Annotated in this window: 21 protein-coding genes; 2 read left to right on the top strand and 19 right to left on the bottom strand. The window is 70.0% G+C overall.

Features of this window, described 5'->3' with window-relative positions; translation table 11 throughout:
• Positions 1-249 precede the first annotated feature (249 nt).
• The 16 genes from ACYC1Z_RS02915 to ACYC1Z_RS02840 form a co-directional block, all read right to left on the bottom strand.
• Positions 250-1,821 carry an ATP-binding protein gene (locus ACYC1Z_RS02915; RefSeq protein WP_461408034.1) on the bottom strand — a complete coding sequence of 524 codons (1,572 nt, stop codon included), beginning with the start codon at positions 1,819-1,821 and terminating at the stop codon, positions 250-252.
• Positions 1,764-2,231 carry a hypothetical protein gene (locus ACYC1Z_RS02910; RefSeq protein ID WP_026529672.1) on the bottom strand — a complete coding sequence of 156 codons (468 nt, stop codon included), beginning with the start codon at positions 2,229-2,231 and terminating at the stop codon, positions 1,764-1,766. Before ACYC1Z_RS02910 ends, ACYC1Z_RS02915 begins: the two co-directional genes overlap by 58 nt.
• A gap of 41 nt (positions 2,232-2,272) precedes the next feature.
• On the bottom strand, positions 2,273-3,070 hold the full coding sequence (locus ACYC1Z_RS02905) for a hypothetical protein (protein ID WP_036542075.1): 798 nt from the start codon (positions 3,068-3,070) through the stop codon (positions 2,273-2,275).
• Between the two features lie 50 nt (positions 3,071-3,120).
• Positions 3,121-4,587, bottom strand: a complete 1,467-nt coding sequence (locus ACYC1Z_RS02900; RefSeq protein WP_026529670.1) for an SCO6880 family protein — start codon at positions 4,585-4,587, stop codon at positions 3,121-3,123.
• Between the two features lie 6 nt (positions 4,588-4,593).
• Complete coding sequence (locus ACYC1Z_RS02895; protein ID WP_026529669.1) at positions 4,594-5,925, bottom strand: TrbL/VirB6 family protein; 1,332 nt, start codon at positions 5,923-5,925, stop codon at positions 4,594-4,596.
• 28 nt (positions 5,926-5,953) lie between these two features.
• Positions 5,954-6,223, bottom strand: coding sequence for a DUF6112 family protein (locus ACYC1Z_RS02890; protein ID WP_026529668.1), 270 nt, complete (start codon positions 6,221-6,223; stop codon positions 5,954-5,956).
• Positions 6,224-6,348: 125 nt separating this feature from the next.
• Positions 6,349-6,615: a DUF6112 family protein gene (locus ACYC1Z_RS02885; RefSeq protein ID WP_026529667.1), complete on the bottom strand. Its 267-nt coding sequence runs from the start codon at positions 6,613-6,615 to the stop codon at positions 6,349-6,351.
• On the bottom strand, positions 6,615-8,246 hold the full coding sequence (locus tag ACYC1Z_RS02880) for a M23 family metallopeptidase (protein WP_461408033.1): 1,632 nt from the start codon (positions 8,244-8,246) through the stop codon (positions 6,615-6,617). Before ACYC1Z_RS02880 ends, ACYC1Z_RS02885 begins: the two co-directional genes overlap by 1 nt.
• A gap of 13 nt (positions 8,247-8,259) precedes the next feature.
• A complete protein-coding gene (locus ACYC1Z_RS02875) occupies positions 8,260-8,949 on the bottom strand; it encodes a hypothetical protein (protein ID WP_036542082.1) in 690 nt (229 codons plus the stop codon).
• A gap of 41 nt (positions 8,950-8,990) precedes the next feature.
• The gene (locus ACYC1Z_RS02870; RefSeq protein WP_461408032.1) at positions 8,991-10,016 is read right to left on the bottom strand and encodes a ParB N-terminal domain-containing protein; all 1,026 of its coding nucleotides are present in this window, start codon (positions 10,014-10,016) and stop codon (positions 8,991-8,993) included.
• Positions 10,013-10,909 carry a hypothetical protein gene (locus ACYC1Z_RS02865; protein WP_461408031.1) on the bottom strand — a complete coding sequence of 299 codons (897 nt, stop codon included), beginning with the start codon at positions 10,907-10,909 and terminating at the stop codon, positions 10,013-10,015. The genes ACYC1Z_RS02870 and ACYC1Z_RS02865 overlap by 4 nt, the downstream gene beginning before the upstream one ends.
• Before the next feature lie 92 nt (positions 10,910-11,001).
• Complete coding sequence (locus ACYC1Z_RS02860; RefSeq protein WP_026529658.1) at positions 11,002-11,406, bottom strand: hypothetical protein; 405 nt, start codon at positions 11,404-11,406, stop codon at positions 11,002-11,004.
• Positions 11,403-12,113, bottom strand: coding sequence for a helix-turn-helix domain-containing protein (locus ACYC1Z_RS02855; RefSeq protein WP_036542085.1), 711 nt, complete (start codon positions 12,111-12,113; stop codon positions 11,403-11,405). The genes ACYC1Z_RS02860 and ACYC1Z_RS02855 overlap by 4 nt, the downstream gene beginning before the upstream one ends.
• A complete protein-coding gene (locus tag ACYC1Z_RS02850) occupies positions 12,110-13,024 on the bottom strand; it encodes a bifunctional DNA primase/polymerase (protein ID WP_461408030.1) in 915 nt (304 codons plus the stop codon). The genes ACYC1Z_RS02855 and ACYC1Z_RS02850 overlap by 4 nt, the downstream gene beginning before the upstream one ends.
• Positions 13,024-13,272 (bottom strand): hypothetical protein, encoded by a 249-nt coding sequence (locus ACYC1Z_RS02845; RefSeq protein WP_461408029.1) that lies wholly within the window; start codon positions 13,270-13,272, stop codon positions 13,024-13,026. The genes ACYC1Z_RS02850 and ACYC1Z_RS02845 overlap by 1 nt, the downstream gene beginning before the upstream one ends.
• Before the next feature lie 66 nt (positions 13,273-13,338).
• On the bottom strand, positions 13,339-14,439 hold the full coding sequence (locus ACYC1Z_RS02840; protein WP_461408028.1) for an ArdC-like ssDNA-binding domain-containing protein: 1,101 nt from the start codon (positions 14,437-14,439) through the stop codon (positions 13,339-13,341).
• 367 nt (positions 14,440-14,806) lie between these two features.
• On the opposite strand from ACYC1Z_RS02840, the gene ACYC1Z_RS02835 reads away from it, so the two are divergent.
• Positions 14,807-15,268, top strand: coding sequence for a hypothetical protein (locus tag ACYC1Z_RS02835; RefSeq protein WP_461408027.1), 462 nt, complete (start codon positions 14,807-14,809; stop codon positions 15,266-15,268).
• 56 nt (positions 15,269-15,324) lie between these two features.
• Entirely contained in the window at positions 15,325-15,981 is a 657-nt protein-coding gene (locus tag ACYC1Z_RS02830) for a hypothetical protein (RefSeq protein ID WP_461408026.1), read from the top strand.
• 252 nt (positions 15,982-16,233) lie between these two features.
• On the opposite strand, the gene ACYC1Z_RS02825 is transcribed toward ACYC1Z_RS02830, so the two are convergent.
• From ACYC1Z_RS02825 to ACYC1Z_RS02815, 3 genes are read right to left on the bottom strand one after another with little or no spacing between them, the layout of a single operon-like run.
• Positions 16,234-18,705: a tyrosine-type recombinase/integrase gene (locus ACYC1Z_RS02825; RefSeq protein ID WP_461408025.1), complete on the bottom strand. Its 2,472-nt coding sequence runs from the start codon at positions 18,703-18,705 to the stop codon at positions 16,234-16,236.
• Positions 18,698-19,993: a tyrosine-type recombinase/integrase gene (locus ACYC1Z_RS02820; RefSeq protein WP_461408024.1), complete on the bottom strand. Its 1,296-nt coding sequence runs from the start codon at positions 19,991-19,993 to the stop codon at positions 18,698-18,700. The genes ACYC1Z_RS02825 and ACYC1Z_RS02820 overlap by 8 nt, the downstream gene beginning before the upstream one ends.
• Positions 19,959-20,696, bottom strand: coding sequence for an ArdC-like ssDNA-binding domain-containing protein (locus ACYC1Z_RS02815; protein ID WP_461408023.1), 738 nt, complete (start codon positions 20,694-20,696; stop codon positions 19,959-19,961). The genes ACYC1Z_RS02820 and ACYC1Z_RS02815 overlap by 35 nt, the downstream gene beginning before the upstream one ends.
• Positions 20,697-20,814: the final 118 nt, after the last annotated feature.

Genomic DNA, 20,814 nt, shown 5'->3' with positions numbered 1-20,814 from the left:
TTCTCGGCGCCGCCATCGGGCTGCCCGCGATCGGCCTCGTCCTCGTCGCCATCGGCGTCGCCGGAACGATCCTCGCGGTCCTGACCTGGCGGACCCCCGACCAGGGCCCCCGCGCGGCCACCGCACCACACGCCTCCGCCCACCGTTAACGAGACGCTGACCAGGACGCGCACTCTGGACCCAGTGAGGGTGCAGGTTCGACGAACATGCGACTCCACCACCCCGCACAGCGGGCCTCGACTCGCATATTCACCCGAATGAGGCTTCAGCATTCTTGAACTTGCGGGGTTCGCCGGTCATGCGGGCGGTGGTGTCGAACGCGGCGAGCTCGGCGGGGTGGAGTTGGTGCTGCACGACGAAGGCCCGGTCCTTGATCCGCCAGAGCCCTTGCCCGGTGCCGAGTCCGGGCAGCAGGCGGCGTTCGGTGCCGGTCAGCCCGAGCGCGACGGCGGTGGGGCCGAGCTGATCGGTCTCCTGCCGGTAGACGATCCTCGTCTCCGCGTTTGCCAGCAGGCTGTTCGCCAGCGCCCGGTTCGCCGATCCGGCATCGCCGACGTTCTCCAAGTCGGTGAGCTTGTGGAACACCAAGAGATTGGCCAGCCCGTAGTGCCGGGCGAGACGCCAGTGGGCGTCCATCCTGCGCAGGAGCGCCGGGTGGGACATGAGCCTCCATGCCTCGTCGTAGACGACCCATCTGCGGCCCCCGTTGGGGTCGAGCAGGGCGGCTTCCATCCATGCCGACGAGCAGGTCATCAGCACCGAAATCAACGTGCTGTTCTCGGTGACGCGCGAAAGATCGAGGCTGACCATCGGCAGCGACGGGTCGAACCTGACGGTGCTCGGCCCGTCGAACAGGCCGGCCAGGTCCCCGGCCACCAGGCGGCGCAGCGCGTGGCCGACCTGGCGGCCGTCCTCGGTGAGCCGGCCGTCCGGGTCGTCGGCAGGGTCGGGGCGCAGCAGCCGGTCGACCACCATCGGCAGGATCGGCACGTCCGCGTCGCGGACCGCGCCGGCCAGGGCGGTGTCGATCGCGGTGTGCTCCAACGGCGCCAACCGCCGATCCAGCACCGTCTCCGTCAAGGCTCCGAGCAGATCGCGGCGTCGCGCGGCGAGGGTGGTGGCCCACTCCTGGTCGGACAGGCCGCCGGGCCGGTAGCCCTCATCCAAGGGGTTGAGCCTGTTGCCCATCCCGTGCCCGAGGATGATCGCTTTCCCGCCGACTGCTTCGGCGACGCCGGAGTGCTCGCCTTTGGGGTCGCCGGGGACATAGACGCGGTACCCGAAGGGCAGACTGCGGGTGTAGAGGCTCTTGGCGAGCGACGATTTCCCGGAGCCGACGATCCCCGCCAAGATCAGGTTCGGCGCGGTGATGATGCCCCTGCGGTACAACTCCCACGGGTCGTACACGAACGAGGAGCCGCTGTAGAGGTCTTGGCCGATGAAGATTCCCGCGGCTCCGAGCCCGGCTTCGGCCAGGAACGGGTACTGCCCGGCGAGCACGGCGCTGGTGTCCTGATGCCGGGCCACCCGGAAGCGGCCCGGTGTCCTCAGCGCGGCCGGGCCGGGCTCGCCGGCGGCGGGCAGGTAGACCGTGGCACGGCGTTCAGCCCGTTCGGCGGCGGCCTTGGCCTGGGCCGCTTCCTTCTCGACGTGACGCTGCTCGGCGACGAGGCGGGCGGCGGCTTGCCGCCGCTGCTTGCGCAGCCGGCGCCGCTCCGAGGCGGGAGTGACGAGGACAGCGGTGTGCAGCTTCTCGCCCCGGCTCACAACGACCGCCCCCGCGTCCCGGAGACCCAACCGCCGGCGGGACGGTCGAACCATGACGAGTCCGGCGCCGGGCGAGGCTGCTGTGGCATGTCCGGCTTGGGCTGCGGCGGGCCCTCGATGCCGAGCGGTGCCAGCGCGTCCGCGTTCTGGCGAGCGGCCTCCGCGACCCATCCGGGAAACAGGCACTCATGCTCGGGCCTGCTGCCGGGGTTGTCGATGGCGTACTGGCGGGCGTCGCCGGCCGCTGCCAGGAAGGCGGCGAGGTCGCGCATCGCGCGGTCCGGGGCGACCGGCGCTCCGGCGCCGGTGAACAGGTCCCGGCCGACGAGCGTCTGCCCGGTCGCGGTGTCCTCGATGCGGTAGGCATATCGCTGGTGCTCGCCCAGCGGCGAGTCCGGCCAGACGGTCAAGGTGAGCGTCCCGACGTGCCGGGACATCGAAGCGGTGGGGTCTGCGCTGTTCATGGCGGGCAGGTGCGCGCCGGCACGTCTCCGTGGTGGCTATGTCAGAGCGACAGCCCGCGGGCCTGCTTGACGGCGGCGACGCCGGGATGCTCGAACCAGCCCCCGTCACGGACGGCGCTACGCCGCCCGGCCGTCTCTCGCTCACGGCCTGTCGTCGGGCGGCGGGCCGGGACGTGCGCCCCTGCTTCTTTGTCGATGGCGTCCTCGGCACGGATCAGGTGCCGCCGGTACAGGGCGACGTGCCCGGCCATCGGGTTGTAGGTCATCGCGTAGTCGCCGGTCTCGGCCTGCCGGTCACCGGGATAGACCGGGGCGGTGTCGTGAACGTCGCCGTTCTCCAAGGCGGCGTTCGTGGTCTCCTCGCCGTAGTCCCACGCCGACAGATGCTCGATCCCCGCCTCGACCCCGTGGGCGTCGATGAGGTCGATCACCCGGTCGGCTTCCTCGCCTTGGAGGAACACGACGCCAACCCACCGCTCCACCATCCGGTCCTGCGGGTTCCACACGATCCGGCCCGAGTGGGTCATGGCCGCGCTCAGGCGGTCGTCGGCCTGGTCGATGAGCGTGCCGGCCTGGTGCAGCTCATCCGCTGCGGCCAGCGCCTCGGCCGCACCGCCGCTGTACTCGCGGGACTCGTCGGTGACGTGATGCTGCCGGCTCAGATGGGCGGCGGCGAGCTGGTCGAGCACCTGCCGCAGCGATCGCAGCCCGCCCAACAGCTCACCGATCACCACGTAGGTCTCGGACGGGTCCTCGAAGCTACGGCTGGCGTGAGCCAGACCGCGCAACGCCTCGTAGGCATCGCTGGCATCGCTGGTCGGGTTCGTGTATGTCGGCATCACGGGCCTCCTTCAACGAGGGTGGGATGCCTGCCAGGTGAGCGCGCCGGTCACACCGTGCGGCACAGCGGCAGCGCGGCCGCCGTGAACGCGACGGCTTGCTGGCCGACGAGCCTTCGGGTCTCGCAGGAGGCTTGGATCGAGGCTTGTTCGATCGCGGCGACTGCGGCTTCCAGCTCGTCGACGCTGGGGGCGGAGACGGAGATGAGCCCGGAGACCCGCAGAATCCCGTGGCCGGCGGTCAGGTCGGCTTCCTGCTGGAGAACGTCTTGGTATTCGGCGGTCTGCGCGGCGTCCTCGATCTGCCCGATTCGGGCGCGCTGGGCCGCATCGGAGATGTGTTCGACCTTCTTCTTGCGGATGTCGCGGGCCGCCTGGTCCGAGCGCATCGGGGTGTAGATCAGCGACACCGCCCGTTGGATGCCGGTGGAGAGCAGCACCGGCGCGAGGAACCCCGGATAGACGAGGCTGCGGGGCCACTCCGAGACCCACAGCACGGTGTGCCAGGCGGAGTCGGTGCGCAGGTTGCCCCAGGTCTCGGTGACCGCGACCGGGCCGGCGGCGGCGAGCTCCTGCCCGAGCCGCCCGTGGCGCTCCAAGGTGGCGGCCACGGCCGGGTCATACGCCGAGCGGAGGATGACCGCGACCTGACCGGGGCCGAGCCACCCCGAAGGGGTCAAGTCCGCCGAACGCAGCGCGGCGACCAGCGTCGCCATCTCCTGCCGGAGCACCGCGGCGGCGCCGCGGATGCCGCCGCCGGCGGTCCTGATCTGCCGGGAGGCGACCTTCATGTCCAGGGAGAGGCTGACCGTGGTGGCGTGCCGTTCCCCGGCGGGGCCGGCCCGCTCGATCAGTTCGCGGTAGGTGGTCGCGGCCCAGGAGCCGTCGTCGGTGCCGTGCTCGGCCCACCACTCGGCCAGCCCGCTACCGGAGTCGGGCAGGGTTCGTTCGAGCACTTGCAGGGTCGCGATCCGCCCGGACCGGCAGACCGTGGCGAGCACTCGCCCCCAGGAGGTGACGCGGCGCTCTTGCTCGCCGGGGTCGAGCAGGATGAATGCCGGATGGGTCACTTCCGTCACGACCGTCAAGGTTGCCTGGCGGGGGTCGTGGATCATGCACGCCCCGGTCTCGGGGTCCAGGTGCTCCCGAAGCCGGGCCATGTCACCGGGCAGCGCGAGACTTCCGGCAGGGCGGGGCTTGACGATCCGCCGCCGGTAGAGCAGTTGCCCGCCGGTGGAGCGCCACAGCCACCAGAGCGCGACAGGGAGCCATTCGACCATCGGCCTCCCAGCGATGGGCACCCAGGTCAGCACGACCGCGAGCAGCCAGACCGGGGCGGTGTAGACCAGCAGCATCCCGGCGCCGCCGTAGAACGCGGCCAGCAGCGCCAGGCCGCCGATGCCGAGGGTGATGAGCTGCGCGACCGAGAGGCCGAGCAGCACCCCTCGGCGGGTGAGTCGGCTGAACTTCATCGGCGTCAGCTCGCTACCGGGTGTCTTCTGGTCCGTGGTGGGCATGGGTGGTCACTCCTTGCCCCACGGCGATGCCGTGGGGTTGGACGGCTCCGTGGGCGTCCTCGGCTGCGGCGTGGACGGCGGGGGCGTCTGCGACGGCGGCGGGGTGCCGCCGTTCTGCCCGCCTGCGGCGTCGGCGGCGGTCTCGGCCTGACCGGCCACCGCGTGCCCGGCCTTCGGCCCGGCCTCGGCGGCATCCTTGGCGACCTTCGCTCCGACCACGACGGCTGCCGCCGGTCCCGCGCCCGCGGCGGAGGCGCCGGCTTCGGCGCCCACGGTTTCACCGCCGGCCGCGGCAGGTGCCTGCGCCGGGGCGGGCGACGGCGGAGGCGTGCCACCTGATCCTGCGTCCGACGCGCCGTCATTGGGGTCTTCGAGAACCTTCTTGGGCTCGCCGCCGCCTTGGGGCTTGGAGGGGATCGGGACGGGACGGTTGAGCGCGTTCTTGGCCTCCTGCTCGGTGCCCATCTGCTGGTACAGGTCGAAGCCCACGAACGACACGAAGCGGTAGACCATGTAGGGCGCGAAGGCCGCGATGCCCATGAGCACGATGCCGGTGATCGGTTCGGTGACGGCGGCGATGTCCAGCTCGATCGGGGTGGCGATCTGCGTGATCGCCAGCAAGAAGATGACGACGAGCACGAGCTTGCTGATGATGAGGGCGATCACGAACGCCGCCCATTTCCCGATCCATCCTTTGGTGGCGTCCCAGGACGCGCCGGCGAACGCGATCGGTGCCAGCACCACGCCGACCAGCAGCAGCGCCTTGCGGATCAGCAGGCTGAACCAGACGATCGCGACGGCGGCGATCATCAGCCCGGCCAGGAAGATCGTGACGATCGCGCCGACGCCGGGCGCGGCGATGTTGATGCCGCTGAGCCCGGCGGCGAGCAGGATGATCTTGTCGCCCATCGTCTCGGTGGTCTCGCCGGACGTCTGGATGATGCCGATGCTGAGCTGGTCCACGATTTCCAGTGCGAGCGCGGTCAGCGTGACGACCACGAACGCGCCCAGCACCGATTTCGCCGCGCCGAGCGCGGCTCTGGACAGCGCGGTCGGGTCGCGGCGGATCAGCCCGGTGATGAGTTGCAGGCAGAAGAAGATCAGGACGAGGAAGACGCCGATGCCGAAGATCAGGTTGTAGACGCTGGTGAACCCGTCCGTCTGGACATCGACCAGCGTGGTCGTGTCGAACACGGCCCACATCGCCTCGATCAGCCAGCCGGCCGCGCCGCCCATCGCCTGGGCGAGCCAGTCGAACGGGGCAGCCACGACCGTCGCGGCAGCCTCGCCCGCCACGTCGCAGACGGTCGAAATCACGGGAACGTCGCAGACACCCATCTCAAATCTCCTGCGGTGACCGGCGGCCCTATACAGCCTGGCCGACGTTCCAGAAGAAGTTCACGAGCGTCACCGCCGCGCCGCAGATCACCGCGGCACCGCAGGAGATGAGAACGCCCAGCTTGCCCCTGCCCGCCAGATGCGGGTTCGAGCTGTTGGCGCCGTAGGCCCAGACGATCGCGGAGACGATTAGCGCCAGTACGGAGAGGATGAGGCCGACCGTCATCACGGCGCCAACGATGGTGCGGAGCTGGTCGATGCCGGGCAGTCCCGAGCTGTTGGGGTCGATGTCGATCACGGCGGTTACTCCCTCGCTGAGCGAATGGCTTGTGGCGACGAGGTGAACCAGGGAGCGACTGGCGAGACCGGGCAGACGAAAGGCCCGCTCCCAACGCAGAGAGCGGGCCTGCTGGCGACGGAGGATCAGAGCTGTTGGCCGAGGGCGATGAGCCAGTTCACCCACGCCACCCCCGCGCCGGCGAGCGCGGCGGCGCCGACGCCGACGAGCACCCCGACCCGGCCCTTGGAGGCAAGCGAGTGGTTGCCGTGCGAGGCGCCCAGCGCCCAGCAGATCGCCGAGACGATGACCATGAGCACCGCGACGATGAGCACGAACATCAGCAGGGCGCCGATGACCTGTTTCAGATCACCGATGCCTCCGAGCCCGTCGAAGTCGGGGAACACTTCCATCACGAACCGGCCCTGACGGTGACGTGCAGGTGGTCGTAATGGCCGCCGGTCACGTCGCCGGGGTCGTGCATCCCGCCGCCGTTGTAGGGGCGCCAGCCTTCGGCGTCGCGGGCCAGGGACCAGATTTGGCCCTGCCAGATCAGGTACTCCACGCCCAGCGACTCGGCGTGGTCCTTCATCCAGTTCGTCACCCGCCACCCGTCCTCGAGCTGCGCGGGCGTCGGGTGCGTCCCGATCGGGTTCCCGAACGTGATGTCACACGCCCGGCCCAGCGGGTGCTCTGACGTTGTGCCGGGCCGGGGCGAGTAGCAGGCCCAGGAGCTGTCGGGGAACGCGGCACGGGCTTGGGCCATGACGTGCGCCATCCGCGCGGTGATCTGCCCGTCGCTGGTGGGGTCATCGACCATCTGGTCGGGGTCGCCGTCCAGCGGGGCGGGATCGCCCGGCGCTCCACCGGAACTGCACTCGTTCGGGCTGCCGACCGTGGCTTCGGGCAGGTCGACCGCGTTGTGGTCGTTAAGCCACTTGGCCGCGTCGACGGCCTCGCCGCTCGTGCCGCCGGGCCGGACCTCGAAATGCAGGTGTGGCCCCGTGCTGTTCCCGGAGCTGCCGACATCGCCGATGTGCTGGCCCGCGGTCACACGATCTCCGGCCGCGACGAGGATGCCGGACTGCCACATATGCGCGTAGGCGGTCGCCACGGTCTGCCCGTCGATCTGGTGCTCGATGACAATGAGTCCGCCGTAGCCGCCGGAGAACTCGGCCACGGTCATGGTCCCGTCTGCGGCGGCGAGGATCGGCGTGCCGTCCGGTGCGGCGAAGTCGGTGCCGGTGTGGAACGACGGTTCCCCGGTGATCGGATGGATACGCGGCCCGAACTCGCTGGTGAGCACCCAAGTTCCCTCGGGGAGCGGGAACACGACCCGCGAGGACTCCGCGACCGGACCGGCCACCACCGAGGCGGTGGCCGGGCCAGCCGCACGCGTCGCGCCGGTGAGAGCGTCGAGGATGCGTTCGGCGACCGGCTCGTAGTTGCGGTAGCGGTCAGGGTAGGCACTGACCTCGACGGCTTGCGCGGCCTCGCCGGGGTCCATCTGCGCCCAGCCGGGGATGTCCAGCAGGCCCCGCGGCGAGGGATAGTTAGGTCCATCGGGTCCGCCGTAGAACGCGCGGGCCTGATAGTTCGTGTCCATCAGCTCCGCGACGGTTCCCCACCCGGATTGCGGGCGCATCTGGAACAGGCCGAGGGAGTCGTGGTCGCCGCCGTTGCCGTCGTTGGGGTAGTTCGCGGACTCGGGGTAGGCACTGGTGTTGGCGAGCTGGCGCAGGGTGCTCTCGGTGAGCGCGGCCATCAGCGCGATCTTGATGCCGGGCCGGCCGACGCCCTCGATGCCGCCGCCGACAGTGATGATCGTGGCCGCGTGCGTGAGCTGGGTCTTGTTCAGCGTGAACGTGGTGCCGTCTTGCGTGGTGACGGTCAACGAATCGGGGACGTTGCCCACGGTGACGCTGCCGCCGGGGACGGCGCAGTTCGCGGCGGCGGGGTTCATCAGCACGCCGATCGCCATCAGGACACAGGCAGGGCCGAACAGGACGAAGGCGAGTCCGAGGATGAGGAGCTTCTTGACCACGGCGTGCCTTCTGTCATCGCAGCGGGTTGTCGAGCTGCGACAGGCGCAGCACGTGACACGGGCCGGTGCGGAACTCCGGCGCCGGGGGCGGGCAGGCCAGAAACACGGTGAAGGCCACGGGGTGCTCGCTGGTGACGGGTTCGCCGTTCCAGACGCCCTCGCGGTGCCGGGTTCCTTCGATCGTGATCGCGGTCGCACCACGCGGGAGCTGGCCGGACTGGGCCTGCTCAACCGCGGTGTCCCATGCTTGGGGCACGAACGAGGACTCGATGGTGAGATGCTGGGTGGTGGCGTACTTGCGCAGCTCGATCCACGCCTCCCGCGACGGCAGATAGGACGCGATGTCGGCGGCGAGGCCCGCCTGCTCATGGCCGGAGGGGTCCCCGACCTCCAAGATCGCGGCGGAGTAATCCAGCGGCATCAGCCCGGAGCCGGTGTCCCAGGCGAACAGCGCCTCAGCGACATTGCGGGCGAACTCATCCGGGTCGTGCGAGGGGATCACCCGCGGCGGCCCCGGTTTGCCGGGCTCGGACTCACCCGGAGCGGTGATGGTCGGAGCCGGATCGGGCGCGCGATCGGTGGGCTGTCGTGGGCCGGTGATGAGCCCATACACGCCGACGCCGATCAGGAGCAGCAGCACGAGGCCGGCGGCGATCACCGCGATGAGTCGGCCACGGGACCAGGAAGCGAGATTCGTCTTCATGCCCAGAGGTGAGCCCGCCGGTGACTGGCCCTACCGGTGCATCAGAGGGCGCGCAGCAGCGGCCGGCCCGCCGACTCAGCGACGGTTGTGCGGGCGGTGCGGAGCCGGTCGGCGAACTCGGTGGTGCCCTCGACGGTGGCGAAGAACGCCTCGGCCTGCTCGTCGGTGAGCTCGACGGCCAGCTCGTCCACGTCGTAGTGGGTCCACCACGCTTCCAGGTCGCCCCAGGTCAGTACGAACGCCCGCAGCGGGTACCGCGTCGGTTCCTCGTCCTCAACGACGGGGCGACGCTTCGGCGTGGCCGGCTTGCTGACCTTGCTGGCCTTGCTGGTCTTGGCGGCGTGGACGCGGGCCAGGGCTTCGTCGGCCAGCTCGTGCAACCGTTGGTCCCGCTCGCTGTCGGCCTTGGCTTGGCTGTCGCGGAGGCGCTGGAAGATCGGGTTGACCGCCGCACCGGCCTCGATCTGCGTCAGCCCGTCCCGCGCCTGGACGCGGATCGTCTCCGGGGTGCTCGGATCGTCGGCCAGGTGTTGCAGGTAGCCGATCTGTTCCAGCCGACTGTAGGACGCCGAGCCGGTCACCATCCGCGCCGCCTGTGTCCGAGCGTCTCCGAGCTGGTGCGAGTCCGATGGTCCCGCCGAATCGGCGGGACCATGCTTTCCGGGCTCGTGGCCCTCGTGGAACTGGGTCTTGGCCTTGCGGCGTGCGGCGTCCTCGGCCATGAGTTCCTTGATCTCCCGGTACAAGGCGGCGGCCTCGATCGCGGTGAGCGGCTTGTGGAGCTGGTTGTCGTCCTGCTCGGCCAGCAGATGCCCCAGCCGGTCCGAGATACCGGAGCGCACCCACACGCTGACGCGGCGCCAGCCGAGCTTCTTGATCGCGGCCATCCGGCGCGCCCCGCACATCAGCACCCCGTCCGGGGTGATCGTCGGCGGCTGCAACAGACCGTCCCGGTCGATCGACGCCGCGAGCGCGTCGATGTCGCCCAGGTCCGTGCGGTGCCGGCGGCCGACAGTGATGGAGTCAACCGCCCGCTCCAGCTCGATGTGTCCGGCCGGTGCGCTCATCCCGCACCTCGCGCCTTTCTCGCGCCCGGCTTGCTGATGCCCGGTGCGGCCAGGGAGAGGGTGAGCACGAGGTCGTCATCGCGCAGCAGCACCGGCAGGGTCTCGCCGATCAGCAGCCGCAGCAGGATGCCGCGTCCCGCGCCGGTCGCCGCGAGCGCCGGGTCCGGGCAGCCGAGCAGGGCGCGCAGCAGCACCGCCCAGGACCGGCCAGGAAGGTCGATCAGGGCTCGGGCGTGCTTGTCGCGTCGCAGTGTCTCGTAGGCGGTGTGCCGGTTCCCGACGCGCGTCAGCGCCACGCAGACGTGTTCTACCGCCGGGCGTGCCGTGCCCTCGGGCCAGTCCAGCAGCATCAGCAGCGTGATCGCGTCCTCGACCGCCGACGCCGCGGTGGTTGCCGCCGGCTCGGCCGGTGCCTGCTCCGGGGTGTTGTCGCGGTCGTGGGCGTCCTTGATCTGGAACGCGGGATGGTAGTCGCTCAGGACGTTCTCGCGGTCGGAGAGCCGTTCGGGGTCGTGGAAGATCGAGTAGCGGGGCCGGCGTGCCTGGTGGGTCGAGCACAGCAGCCCTTGGCCGCGTTCCTCGGCGATGCAGGTGATCCGTACCGCGTGCGTGATGACCGCCCACGGGTCATCGGCGGTGCGGGCGGCCTTGGTGCGCATCACGTCGAACGCCGCCGACGCGGCCTCCCACGGATCGAGCCGGTGCTTGTGCGCCAGCGCCGCGTACTTCTCGGCCGCGAACGTCATCAGCTCTGCCGCTACCGGGTCGTGCTCCCAGGCGCGCTGGCCGGCGGCGTGCAGCCGTTTCAGCAGGGCACGCAGGCCCTCGCTGGTGCGGTAGTCCTCAGCCGTCCGGCCGCTGGTCTCGCTCATGGTGCTGGTGTCGTTGGTCATGGTCTGGGCACCTCCCGACGGCGAGGTGCACCCGCAGACGACTGCGGGGCTCGCCTTGACGGAATGAGCGCCCATGACTCATCACCACCCGGCTACCTCATCCCGACCCCGGAGCGGTGCGGTCCCTGCTCGGCGCCGCCGCGACGGCCGAAGGCGCTCAGAGGCGGCAGACGCTTGGCTCGCTCGGCGACCCAGCGGGCGCCCTTCTCGATCGGGGCGCGAACGTGCCGGTTCATATCGGCGGTCCGGTCGATGCCCCGGCGGGACAACCGGCCGCCGCCTTGGGCGATCAGGTCGGTCGGGCGCACCCAATCCACGCCCCGGCCCCGTACCCGCGCCAGCTTCTCCTTCGCCGCCGTGCGGGACGCGGCGGCCTTGACCGCATCCGGCGTCCCCGCTGCTTCGGTCGCCTCGGTTGGGTTCAGGTCGTTCCGCTTACGGGGTGGCGGCTCGGGCTCGGAGCGATGCTGCTCCCGCATCCGGTCCTGATCGTTCATGGCAGGGCTCCTTCCATCTCGGGCTGCGACCCGGACGGGTCGGCCTCATCGGACTGGTGAGCACGAGGCAGCCAGCGACCCACCGTCGAGGGATGCACGCCCAAATGCCGGGCGATGGCCTTGTTCGACCAGTCCTGCTCTCGCAGCTCTGCCGCCAGCGCCCGACGATCCGGCCCGCCGTCCGTGTCCGCAGCGGTGACGCCTGCCGCCGTAGATGGCGGGTCAAGAGATGCCGTCTCGCTCTGGGGCAACGGGGTGATCGGCTCGACCGCCGGCGGCAACTCGAGCGCAGTAGCCGGGCGTGCGGTGGCGCGGGTCAGCACAACGGTCAGATGCGTGATCGCCAGCAGCACGACCGGCGGCACGGCAGCGACCGCGGCCGCGAGCGGTCCGGGCACGTCGGCGTCGGCCGCGACCACCGCATGCAGCGAGTTCGCCGTCACCGACACCGCGGCACCGCCGACCAGCAACGCCCACGGATACCACGCCGCTCGCTCACCGGCGAGGGCAACGACGGCCACCGTGGAGACCACGATTACGCCGTCGACGATCAGCGGCCACGCCCACGCCTGCCCGGCCCCGATCCCGGAGCGGCGGGCAAGGTCGGCCAGGGACGTGAACGACAACCAGAACGCGCCGGCAGCGATGAACACCGTCCCGGCGACCGAGGTGATGACCGCCCACCGGCGGCCGCGTAGCTCCTTCATGACAGCCCCCGCGTGGCGGGCGCCCGCTGCTGCGCGTTCCCGCGAGCGAACTCGCCCGAAGCCGATGCGGCCGGACGGTCCCGGCGGGCTCCGGCGCCGACGCTGCGATAGGCGCTGTAGACGGTGCGGGTGATCTCCCGCTCCCCGAAATCGGATTGTGCGGTCGTCACCATCGCGTCCAGGGCATCCGTGAGCGGCACCCCGCCCTCGGACAACCGGCACGAGGCCCAGAAGAGTTTGAGGTTGCGGTCTGTGGCCTGCCGCCCCAGCCACGTCGCCAGCCGCTCCGCATCCTCGCGCCGCACTGGCCCACCGAGGCGCGGCCGAGGCGCGGGCCGAGGATCAAGGAAGTCTCGCAGCCGGCCCGCATCTATCGGCCAGGCCGCACCGGCCGCGAGCTGCTCGACCCGGTACGGCGTGCGCAGGCCGTCGAGCCGTAGCAGCGAGGGCGGGGCGATGATGTAGCCGCCGTCCCCGCGACAGTCGATACCGACCTTCCCTGCCTGCCAGGACCGTTGCGCCTGGTTCGGGTCGGCTGGAAAGTAGGCGTGCTGGCCGCCGGTGGGTGTGCGCACGACCGCCAGCGGCTCGGGGATCAGCCCGGCCCGGGCTGACCGCGCGTAGGCGGCGTACCCGTTGACGCCGTGCACATCCACGTCGATCACTACCAGCCCCGAGACGGCACCGGTCGGGATGCCGATGTTCGCGGCCGGCCGCGCCCGCCACCACGCCTCAACACGGCTCGGGTCGATGCTGGCCTCGTGGAATCCGCGCTCCGGGATCGGCCGCTTCCCGGCCGGCGCACAGGGGAACACCGGAACTCCGGCCCGCGCCAGCTCACCAGCCGCGACCGGCAACGGTGCCCCGTCGAGCTGACCGAACACGGCGGCAGCCGTGGCGGGGGTGACCATCACAGGCCCCGTCCCGAGCCGACTGAGGCCGCCGGCGTCTCCCGCTCCGGCAGCGGCTCGACCTGGCGCGCGGCCTGCTCTGGCGTCTCCTGGGCCTGCGGCGTGTGCTCCGGGCCATCGACACGCAGGGACAGCGGGTTGCCGTTCCCGAGCTGTGTGGTGTCGAGCTTGTCGAGAATGTCGAATGCGGTGCTGCGCACCTGCTCGCCCGTGGCGCGGACCACCGCCACGGGGTCTTTCCCGTCCACGTTGCTCGCCCATCCGGCGACATACGGGATCTTTTCTGCACCAGCGCGAGGTGATCCTTGTCGGGCTCATAGCGAGACTCCCGGTGGGCGGTGGGTAGTGCTTCTGCTGGCGCGGCGCTTCGGGTTGGGACGTTCCGGTGGCGCTGTGGGCGGGATGGGCGGCGCACCGTCGGGGATCTGTGTGGTGTTGAGCTGGTCGAGGACGGTGACGGCGGTCGAGCGGACGCGGGCGGCGGTCTTCTGGATGGCCTCGACCGGACTGATGCCGGGAACGGACGCTGCCCAGCCCGAGACGTAGGGCACGGTCCAGGCGGTGAGGTCCAGACCGTGCGCAGCCGAGATCATGTAGGCGACAGAGTCTGCTTCGACTTCGCGGATCCCGCGGTGCGGGGATCGGCCTTCGTGTCCGGGTTCGGGTGTGGTGGCGTCCCGGGGGGCGCTGTCGTGCCCGGGCGCGTGGAGCAGGGCGTGAGCGAGTTCGTGGGCCAGGACGGCGGTACGACCGCTGGGATCGAGGTCAGCCTGGATCTCGACGAGGTGCTCGGCATAGGTCGTTCGTCCGCTGGCGCCGCCAAGAGCGTCAGGGACCAGGCGCAGGTCGTAGCCGAGTGCCCTGATCTGGGTGACTAGGCCGTCCCAGAGACCTGGTGGCGCCTGGCCGGTGGGCAGCTCGACCGGACGCGGTTCGGGAATGGGCGCACCGTCGGTCTGGCTCAGATCCCAGACGTATGCGGGCCGGACCCCGATCATCCGAGACCGGACCGTCTCTCCGGGTTCGGGCTTGTGACCGCGGGCCAGGCGGTGCCAGGAGCCGGGGTCGTCGTCGTGCCCGGCCATGCGAGCGGTGACGGGGGCAAAGATCTGGTAGCCGGGCTGGCCCCTCATGACGTGCCGGCCCAGGGTGCGCCAGTGCTGGAAGCCCGCGACGTAGCTCGGTGTCGGCGCGGGGACGAACCCTTGGTCGTGCGCGGTGGAGTGTTGGAGCCAGATCAGGAGGGTGTTGTTGAACGATCTGGAGCGGAACCGGGCGGCGAACGAGAGGGCTCGCCGCCAGTCGTCGCCGGTGACGAGCTGTTCAACGGCGCTCGTGAGCTTGACGTGCATAGCGTCGAGCTTCGCGTAGCGGTCGGCGACCTTCTCCTCGAGCGTGCGTGTGTCGGTGCGCATCGGGCCTCCCAGCGTTTCCTGAGAGATAGGTGCGCGGCTGGCGCCGTGGCCTGGTGGCGTGGCTTTGGCCGCTAGATGGCGGGGCACTGTCGATGCTCTCGCCACGCGCGGGTTCGGTATTCGAGAGCGCCCATAAGCCCAGCGACGAACGGCAGCCGGAGAGACCAGCTTGAAGTCCCGCGAGCGGGTCCTTACCGGAATGGGCGAGTCGAGATTGCGCCCTAACCGTGTGCCCTAACCGCAGGACCCGTCGACGTAAGCCCCTTTGAGGACGGTTACCAACCCATATGATCGGTACCCGACCAGAGGTCATCAGCGGGAGCGTGCACAGATGCGAGCGAGACGGTGGACAGTAGTTTCGGCGGCGGTGCTCAGCACCATGGTTGTCGGTGGGTGCAGCGCCGACGGCGCGGCTCACGCAGAGCAGACCAAGACGACGCAGGACGCAACCCAGGCACCTGCCCCAGCCGCGCCTCCAGCAGACGAAACCATGGATGACGCCGCCATCTGCAACGCCTTCGGCGATGTGCTGACGATCGTGGAGAACGCCGATCTGGGCCTCGCGGACGGCCGCATGGAGGCGCAGGAGCATGAGGGCTGGTACCGACTGGCAACTCGCGTGCTCGACCGCCTGCCCTCCACTGGGGACAGCGCAGTCCACGCTGCGATCGCCGAGCTGCAGGAGATCGCGCCGGCCGTGCCATCCGGAGCAGGCGCCGAGCCGACTGGCGTGCGCTCGCCCGAGTGGTACGACGTCGAAGGTGCCCTCGGTGCCGCCTGTGACGACCTCGGTGTTCCGTTGGCGATCAACGCCTTCACCGGCGGATGAGGCGTTCAGCGGCGACCCAGGGACGTCCACTGGCCCGGACCTGCGCCCTGGCGGCCGTGGTGCTGTCGATCGCGGCCGTGACGGCTTGCAGCCCCGAGGAGGAGCCGTCAGCTGAGACCACGTCGGCGCCGGCCACCGAGGACGCTGTCGCGACCGCTTCGCCCCAGCCGACCTCCGACACCGACACGGCCTGGGCGTCCGCCGGCAGCGACACAGTGACAGAGCAGCCGTCTTCGGGGTTCGAGGATGTTCCTGAGGGTTACTACGTCGTCGACGATGGCAGGGCGATGGTGCCGGAGCGAGGCGGGGATGGTTGTGCGGGGCTTCCCAGTCTGGAGCCGCGGACCAATGCCACCGAGGACCGCGTCGTCGGGTACTGGTACTCAAGCTTGCGCGACGTCGGCCCCATCGAGCGCGCGACCGGTGAGGCGACCTACGATGAGAACGGTCAGCCCGTCGCCTACGTCGCGGCACCCGGGGACACCATGCACGCCATCGCTGCCCGCTTCTGCATCGACCACTACCCCTACCTGGAGTGGATCAACGCCATCCGCCGCGGCGAAGGAACTTCAGTACTCGATCTCGCCGGATCGATGCCCCTCTACGCGGGGGACACCATCAATCTCAACCCGTACAGGATCGCCACGGTCGGTGATGAGAACGGTCTCGTGCGCGACAACACCATCGACTTCCACATCCCGCCCCAGCACTGAGCGGCCGTCCGGCCGGTGTGAAGGTCTTGCGAGTCCCATAGGGGAACGACGACCGACACGCGGAACAGTTGCTGGCGAGAGCAACTTGGGGTGTGGGTCCCGGAAGCGGATCGGCTTACGAGAAATCGGTCAAGCGCAGCTTTGCCCGCATCGGCCCCGGAGCAGAGGCCGCCACAGAGCATCGACAGAAGCCCGCTCAAGGGCGAAAGTCACCGGGGTGGGGTCCTGCGCGGCCCTCCGCCCCGGTGGGGGTCACGAGGACGACGGTCGGGGTCGGCTCGTTGCGTGGCGGGTGGTGGGCATGCCGAGGTTCGTCGCGGTGCGGCGCATCTGGACGAGCTTGGTGTTCGCGGCGGCCAGGCTGGTGCGCAGTCCTTCGGCCTCGCCGTTCCAGCCGTGTTCCTCGGCCTCGGTGATGCGTTCGTCGAGGCTGGCGATGATCTGTTCCAGCCGGTCTTGTTGGGCGGGGTCGGGGCGCAGCATCGGGCATCGGATGCAGGCGTGCTCGTGCTGGCAGCCGGTGCCGTATGCGCGTCCGCAGGTCCCGAGCTCGAGCTTGCGCTTGGCGAAGTGGCCGAGGAACTCGTCCCACTCGCTGTCGGTCGGCTCGCGGTACTCCTCGGCGGGGCGCAGCGCGCGACGTCGGGCGATGAAGGCGCGGTGGTGGTCGATGACGTCCTGGTCGTAGATCGCGATGTAGGTCTGGGTCGTGGCGATCGACTCGTGCCCGAGGATCTTGGCGGTGATGTGGACCGGTAGGCCGGAGGCGACCGCCTCGGTCGCGAAGATCCGCCGGAAGTCGTGCGGGCTGAACTTGGCCGGGGTGCCGTCGGTGTTCTGGATCTTCGCGGTGGTGACGACGTCATTGAGCAGCCCGATGATGAAGGAGTTCGTCATCGTGGTGTTGCGGATTCCCCACTTGCGTTGGAACAAGAACGGCAGTGCGGGGCTGTGCTCACGTTCGGCGGCGTCGTAGCGGCTGACCCGTGGCATGTGCTCCTGACCGTCGCGGACCCGGGAGATGATCTCGGCGAACACGACGGCTAGCTCCGGGCCGATGACCAGGAGGCGTTCTTTGTCCGTCTTGGACGGGGTGATCTGCAGCATCGGGATCACCTCACCGGTCGCCGGGAGGGTGTAGGAGACGAACGAGCGGTGGGTGATCTCCTGGACCTCCTCGATCCGGGCACCGGTGTGTCGGAAGACCTCGACGAAGGCCCAGGTCCAGAACGCCTTGTCGGCCTCCAGGGTCAGATTCCGTTTCTTGCCGGACCCGTCGGCGGGTAGGGCGTAAATGACGCCCTGGCGGCCGGACCCGCCGAACTGGGCGTCCGTCTTCATCACCGCGCGCCGCAAGGTCCGGCCCGCGGCGTCGATCACCTCACCAGGAGCGGTCTGGCGAGCCTCGTCCAGCAGGGCTTGGGCTTGGTTGCGGCGGTGCGTCGCGGCCTCGACCAGCCGTGGCAGCAGCGGCGCCAGCTCACGGGTGCGTTGGTGCATGCGCGAGCGGGACTGCTTCATCATCTTGCTCATGCCTGCCAGGTCCCGGGAATCGACGGGAGTCGGAGCAGCCCACCGCGCCCAGCGGGCGGGGTCCTCCAGTGCCCAGTGGGACAGGTCCGCGTAGAACGCACGTACTGCCATCAGGATCGTGTAGGGGTCCTGCCGTTTCTGCCCGATCCGGTTGCTGCCGTACTGCACGACGCCGGCGAGCCGCTGCTTCCACCGGCGGGTGACCTCATCGCTCAGGTGCAGCGACTCGATGCCGGGCTCGTGGATCTCCAGGTCCCGCCAGAACAGCAGGACGAGCTTGGAGGCCAGGTACCGGATCGAGTTGTAGTCCATCCCAGGGCGACGCTCGTGCAGGTAGGCGACGAACAGGTCACGGACCGGGCGGCACTGGACGTCGTAGCGGTCGACCATCTCCTCGATCGTCAGCGGGCCCCTGAGCGAGGCGGCGTAGATCGTCGGCTGGCTGTCGGCCGGCAGGATCTCCGCCTCGCGTAACAGCGCATACCAGTGGGAGTGCTGCCGGGCGTTGTTGCCGTGCTGGGCGTGGTAGGCCTCCAGACAGTCGACCATCGTGATGTCCGCCAGGCGCCCGCCGTTGTGCATGAGCATCCGCGTCAGCTGGATCATCGCGTGGCGCCGGTCGTTCGACTGCAGCCGCGGGTTCGCCTCGCACAACTTCTCCATCACGGCGAACCCGTCGGGATCCCGCAGCTCACGGAACCGGTCGAACACCACCGTGTGTGCCACGGCGCAGTACAACCATGAGTAGTCCGGGCGGATGACGTCAAGCACGATCAGCCGCCCGGCAGCCCCGGTGAACGTGTTCCGCCTCCCGCCCGCACCACCACCTTCGAGGGCCATCTGGTCGGTCCACCGCTTGCCTGCCTCGTCGAGGTTCGAGGCATGCCACCGCTGCTGCCACGACTCCCCAGGAAACGCCATGAGCCACTCGAGCAGCAGGGCGACACCATGGACGCGGCGGCGCAGATCCTTCTCACCGCCGCTCACCGGTCGTTCCATCTCCCGGACCGTGCCGATGACTTCCTCGTAGCTCATCTGCGTCGCGGGCCACAGCGTGGGCCGGGCGATCTGCGGTGGCGGCTGCGAGGGCGTCGCAGACCTCGGGCGCAGCGCCCCGTTGTTCGCCGCCGGGCGCCGCGACGGGCGCGCGGCCTTCTGCAGGTAGGGGCCAGGATCGACGCGTTCAGTCACGAGCCTGACCACCCAGCAGCAGAGCGAGGACCTCAGCGGAGTAGCCCGAGCCGTCCACCGGCGCAGCGGACCGGACCGGCGGCTCGGCCCGGTCGCGGTGGTGACCGAGCACCCGGGCCACCACGTCGGCCTCGCGAGGCCGCAGGTACAGCTGGGTGGTGGTGATGTTCTCGTGGCCGAGCACCCACTGGACATCGCTGAGCGACAGACCTGGGTCGTCGACCATCCGCTGAGCGGCGGTATGACGTAGATCGTGCAGCGTCCACCCCGTGCCCAGGGAGTCGTTGGCACGCTGCAGCATCCGCCGCGCCGCCGGATAGGTCAGCGCCCGCACCGGCATCCGCCTGGTCAGCCACAACGCCTTCTCACCAGCCGGACGACGCACCTGCTGCTCGTAGAGCCGCAGCCAGACGAAAGCGTCCGCCGATGCCGGGAGCCACTGCAACCGCCCTGATCCCTTGCGCCGCACCCCGATGCGCTGCGCACCCGGATCGACCATGTCCACCGTCACACCGAGCAGCTCCGAGGCGCGGGCGCCGGTCGAGACGTAGAACGCCAGCAGCGCCCGGTCACGATCGCAGACCATGGCAGCGAACAGGTCGTCGAACCGCACGTCGGACAGGTACCGCGGCACCCGCTCGGGCAGCTTCTGCCGCAACGGCGCGCGCCGACCCGGCACGAACGGCTGCATCGGGTTGTGATGCGCCTGAACCCGCCGCCCCTGGCGGTGCTCCGCGTCCGGCACAGGGTTCACCAACGGCCCGTCGCCGGCGACCTGCCGATCCGCGTAGAACATCTTGATCACCGCCAGCGCGTGGTTGATCGTCGCCGGCGCATAGGTCACAGAACGCCCGGGCGGGCCAACCAGCCGCATCCACAGCACGAAGTCGCGCGCCTCGACCCGCCCCGCCCGCTGCCACAACACCTCGATAGCCGCCAGGAACCGCCACCAGCGCAGCAGGTCCATCGCGTACGAACGCAACGACCCCGGACTCGCGCCCGACGCAAGCATCGAGGCGAAGAAATCACTCACCTCACCCACCGGCTCACCGGCAGCGTCGAGCAGCACCACGCGGGCCGGATCACCGACCTCCGCGACCCGGCCCACCAGCGACACCTCCAGCGACGTCACGTCCCGAGACACGATCGCCCGTTCAAGCTCTTTCACGTCACAGCCCCATTCATCGAAGAAGCCGAGAGCAGCACGACCAACCCAGAAGACCTCGGACCCGACGCTCGACCGGCGTGGCGCGTCAGCACACCACGGCCGAAACAGCCTGTCCAGCACTACTTGGTGCGGTCAACGGATCGTGCGCGAGGGTCTTGACCTGCGCGGCCGGGTCCATGTCCGCGCAGACCATCACTTGCCGGGTCTCGAAGTCGATGCAGCCGTTCGCGCCCCGTTCGATGCGGTCGCGCGGCATCCGCAGCACCTCGAACCCCAGCGACTCCGCCTGCTCGGTCAGGCCCTCCCACAGCCCGGCCGGGGCTTCGCCTTCCAGCAGCCTCGGACGGGGCAGCTCGGGAAGCGGTGCGCCGTGCGTCCTCGACACGTCCCACACATAGGCCGGGACGACGCTGACGATCCGCCTGCGCACGACTTCGCCCGGTCGGGGCTTCTCCCACTTCCCGAGCCGCCGCCACGACGCCGGATCGCGCGGGGTCGCCGATGCGAACCTCGCCTTGACCGGACCGCGAATCCGATAGCCGCCGTCCTTCTCCGGCCAGCGGCCCATCTTCTGCCAGTCGTTGTACCCGGCAACCCAGGTCGGCGTCGGTGTCGGCACCCGGCCCTGTTCGTAGGCTTCGAGATGCTGCGCCCAGATCAACAGCGTGTTGTTGAACGAGCGGGTCCGGAACCTCGCGGCGAACTCGATCGCACGCCGCCAGTCATCGCCCGACACCAGTTCCTCGACCGAACGCACGATGCGTTCTTCCAGCGCATCGAGCGTCACTTGCCGCGCCGCCTGCTTGTCCTCGTTCGCAGCCATCGCCTGACCTCCCTCCGCCAGGGCCACTCCGAGTGGGAGCAACCGTGCGACCGCGAGGTACGCCGGGCGGATCAGGAAGACAAGACGGACGACGGAACAAGACTGGCGACCGTCAGCT

Source organism: Georgenia sp., from assembly GCF_054605595.1.
Note: the sequence above shows the minus strand (reverse complement) of the source record. Positions and strands in the feature narration are given on the sequence as shown.

Excerpts from the sequence above, each read along its gene's own strand:
- ACYC1Z_RS02815 (WP_461408023.1), bottom strand. The coding sequence starts at position 20,696 with ATGGCTGCGAACGAGGACAAGCAGGCGGCGCGGCAAGTGACGCTCGAT.
- ACYC1Z_RS02915 (WP_461408034.1), bottom strand. The coding sequence starts at position 1,821 with ATGGTTCGACCGTCCCGCCGGCGGTTGGGTCTCCGGGACGCGGGGGCG.
- ACYC1Z_RS02900 (WP_026529670.1), bottom strand. The coding sequence starts at position 4,587 with ATGCCCACCACGGACCAGAAGACACCCGGTAGCGAGCTGACGCCGATG.
- ACYC1Z_RS02885 (WP_026529667.1), bottom strand. The coding sequence starts at position 6,615 with ATGGAAGTGTTCCCCGACTTCGACGGGCTCGGAGGCATCGGTGATCTG.
- ACYC1Z_RS02895 (WP_026529669.1), bottom strand. The coding sequence starts at position 5,925 with ATGGGTGTCTGCGACGTTCCCGTGATTTCGACCGTCTGCGACGTGGCG.
- ACYC1Z_RS02855 (WP_036542085.1), bottom strand. The coding sequence starts at position 12,113 with ATGAAGGAGCTACGCGGCCGCCGGTGGGCGGTCATCACCTCGGTCGCC.
- ACYC1Z_RS02850 (WP_461408030.1), bottom strand. The coding sequence starts at position 13,024 with ATGGTCACCCCCGCCACGGCTGCCGCCGTGTTCGGTCAGCTCGACGGG.
- ACYC1Z_RS02860 (WP_026529658.1), bottom strand. The coding sequence starts at position 11,406 with ATGAACGATCAGGACCGGATGCGGGAGCAGCATCGCTCCGAGCCCGAG.
- ACYC1Z_RS02840 (WP_461408028.1), bottom strand. The coding sequence starts at position 14,439 with ATGCGCACCGACACACGCACGCTCGAGGAGAAGGTCGCCGACCGCTAC.
- ACYC1Z_RS02865 (WP_461408031.1), bottom strand. The coding sequence starts at position 10,909 with ATGACCAACGACACCAGCACCATGAGCGAGACCAGCGGCCGGACGGCT.
- ACYC1Z_RS02870 (WP_461408032.1), bottom strand. The coding sequence starts at position 10,016 with ATGAGCGCACCGGCCGGACACATCGAGCTGGAGCGGGCGGTTGACTCC.
- ACYC1Z_RS02875 (WP_036542082.1), bottom strand. The coding sequence starts at position 8,949 with ATGAAGACGAATCTCGCTTCCTGGTCCCGTGGCCGACTCATCGCGGTG.
- ACYC1Z_RS02910 (WP_026529672.1), bottom strand. The coding sequence starts at position 2,231 with ATGAACAGCGCAGACCCCACCGCTTCGATGTCCCGGCACGTCGGGACG.
- ACYC1Z_RS02905 (WP_036542075.1), bottom strand. The coding sequence starts at position 3,070 with ATGCCGACATACACGAACCCGACCAGCGATGCCAGCGATGCCTACGAG.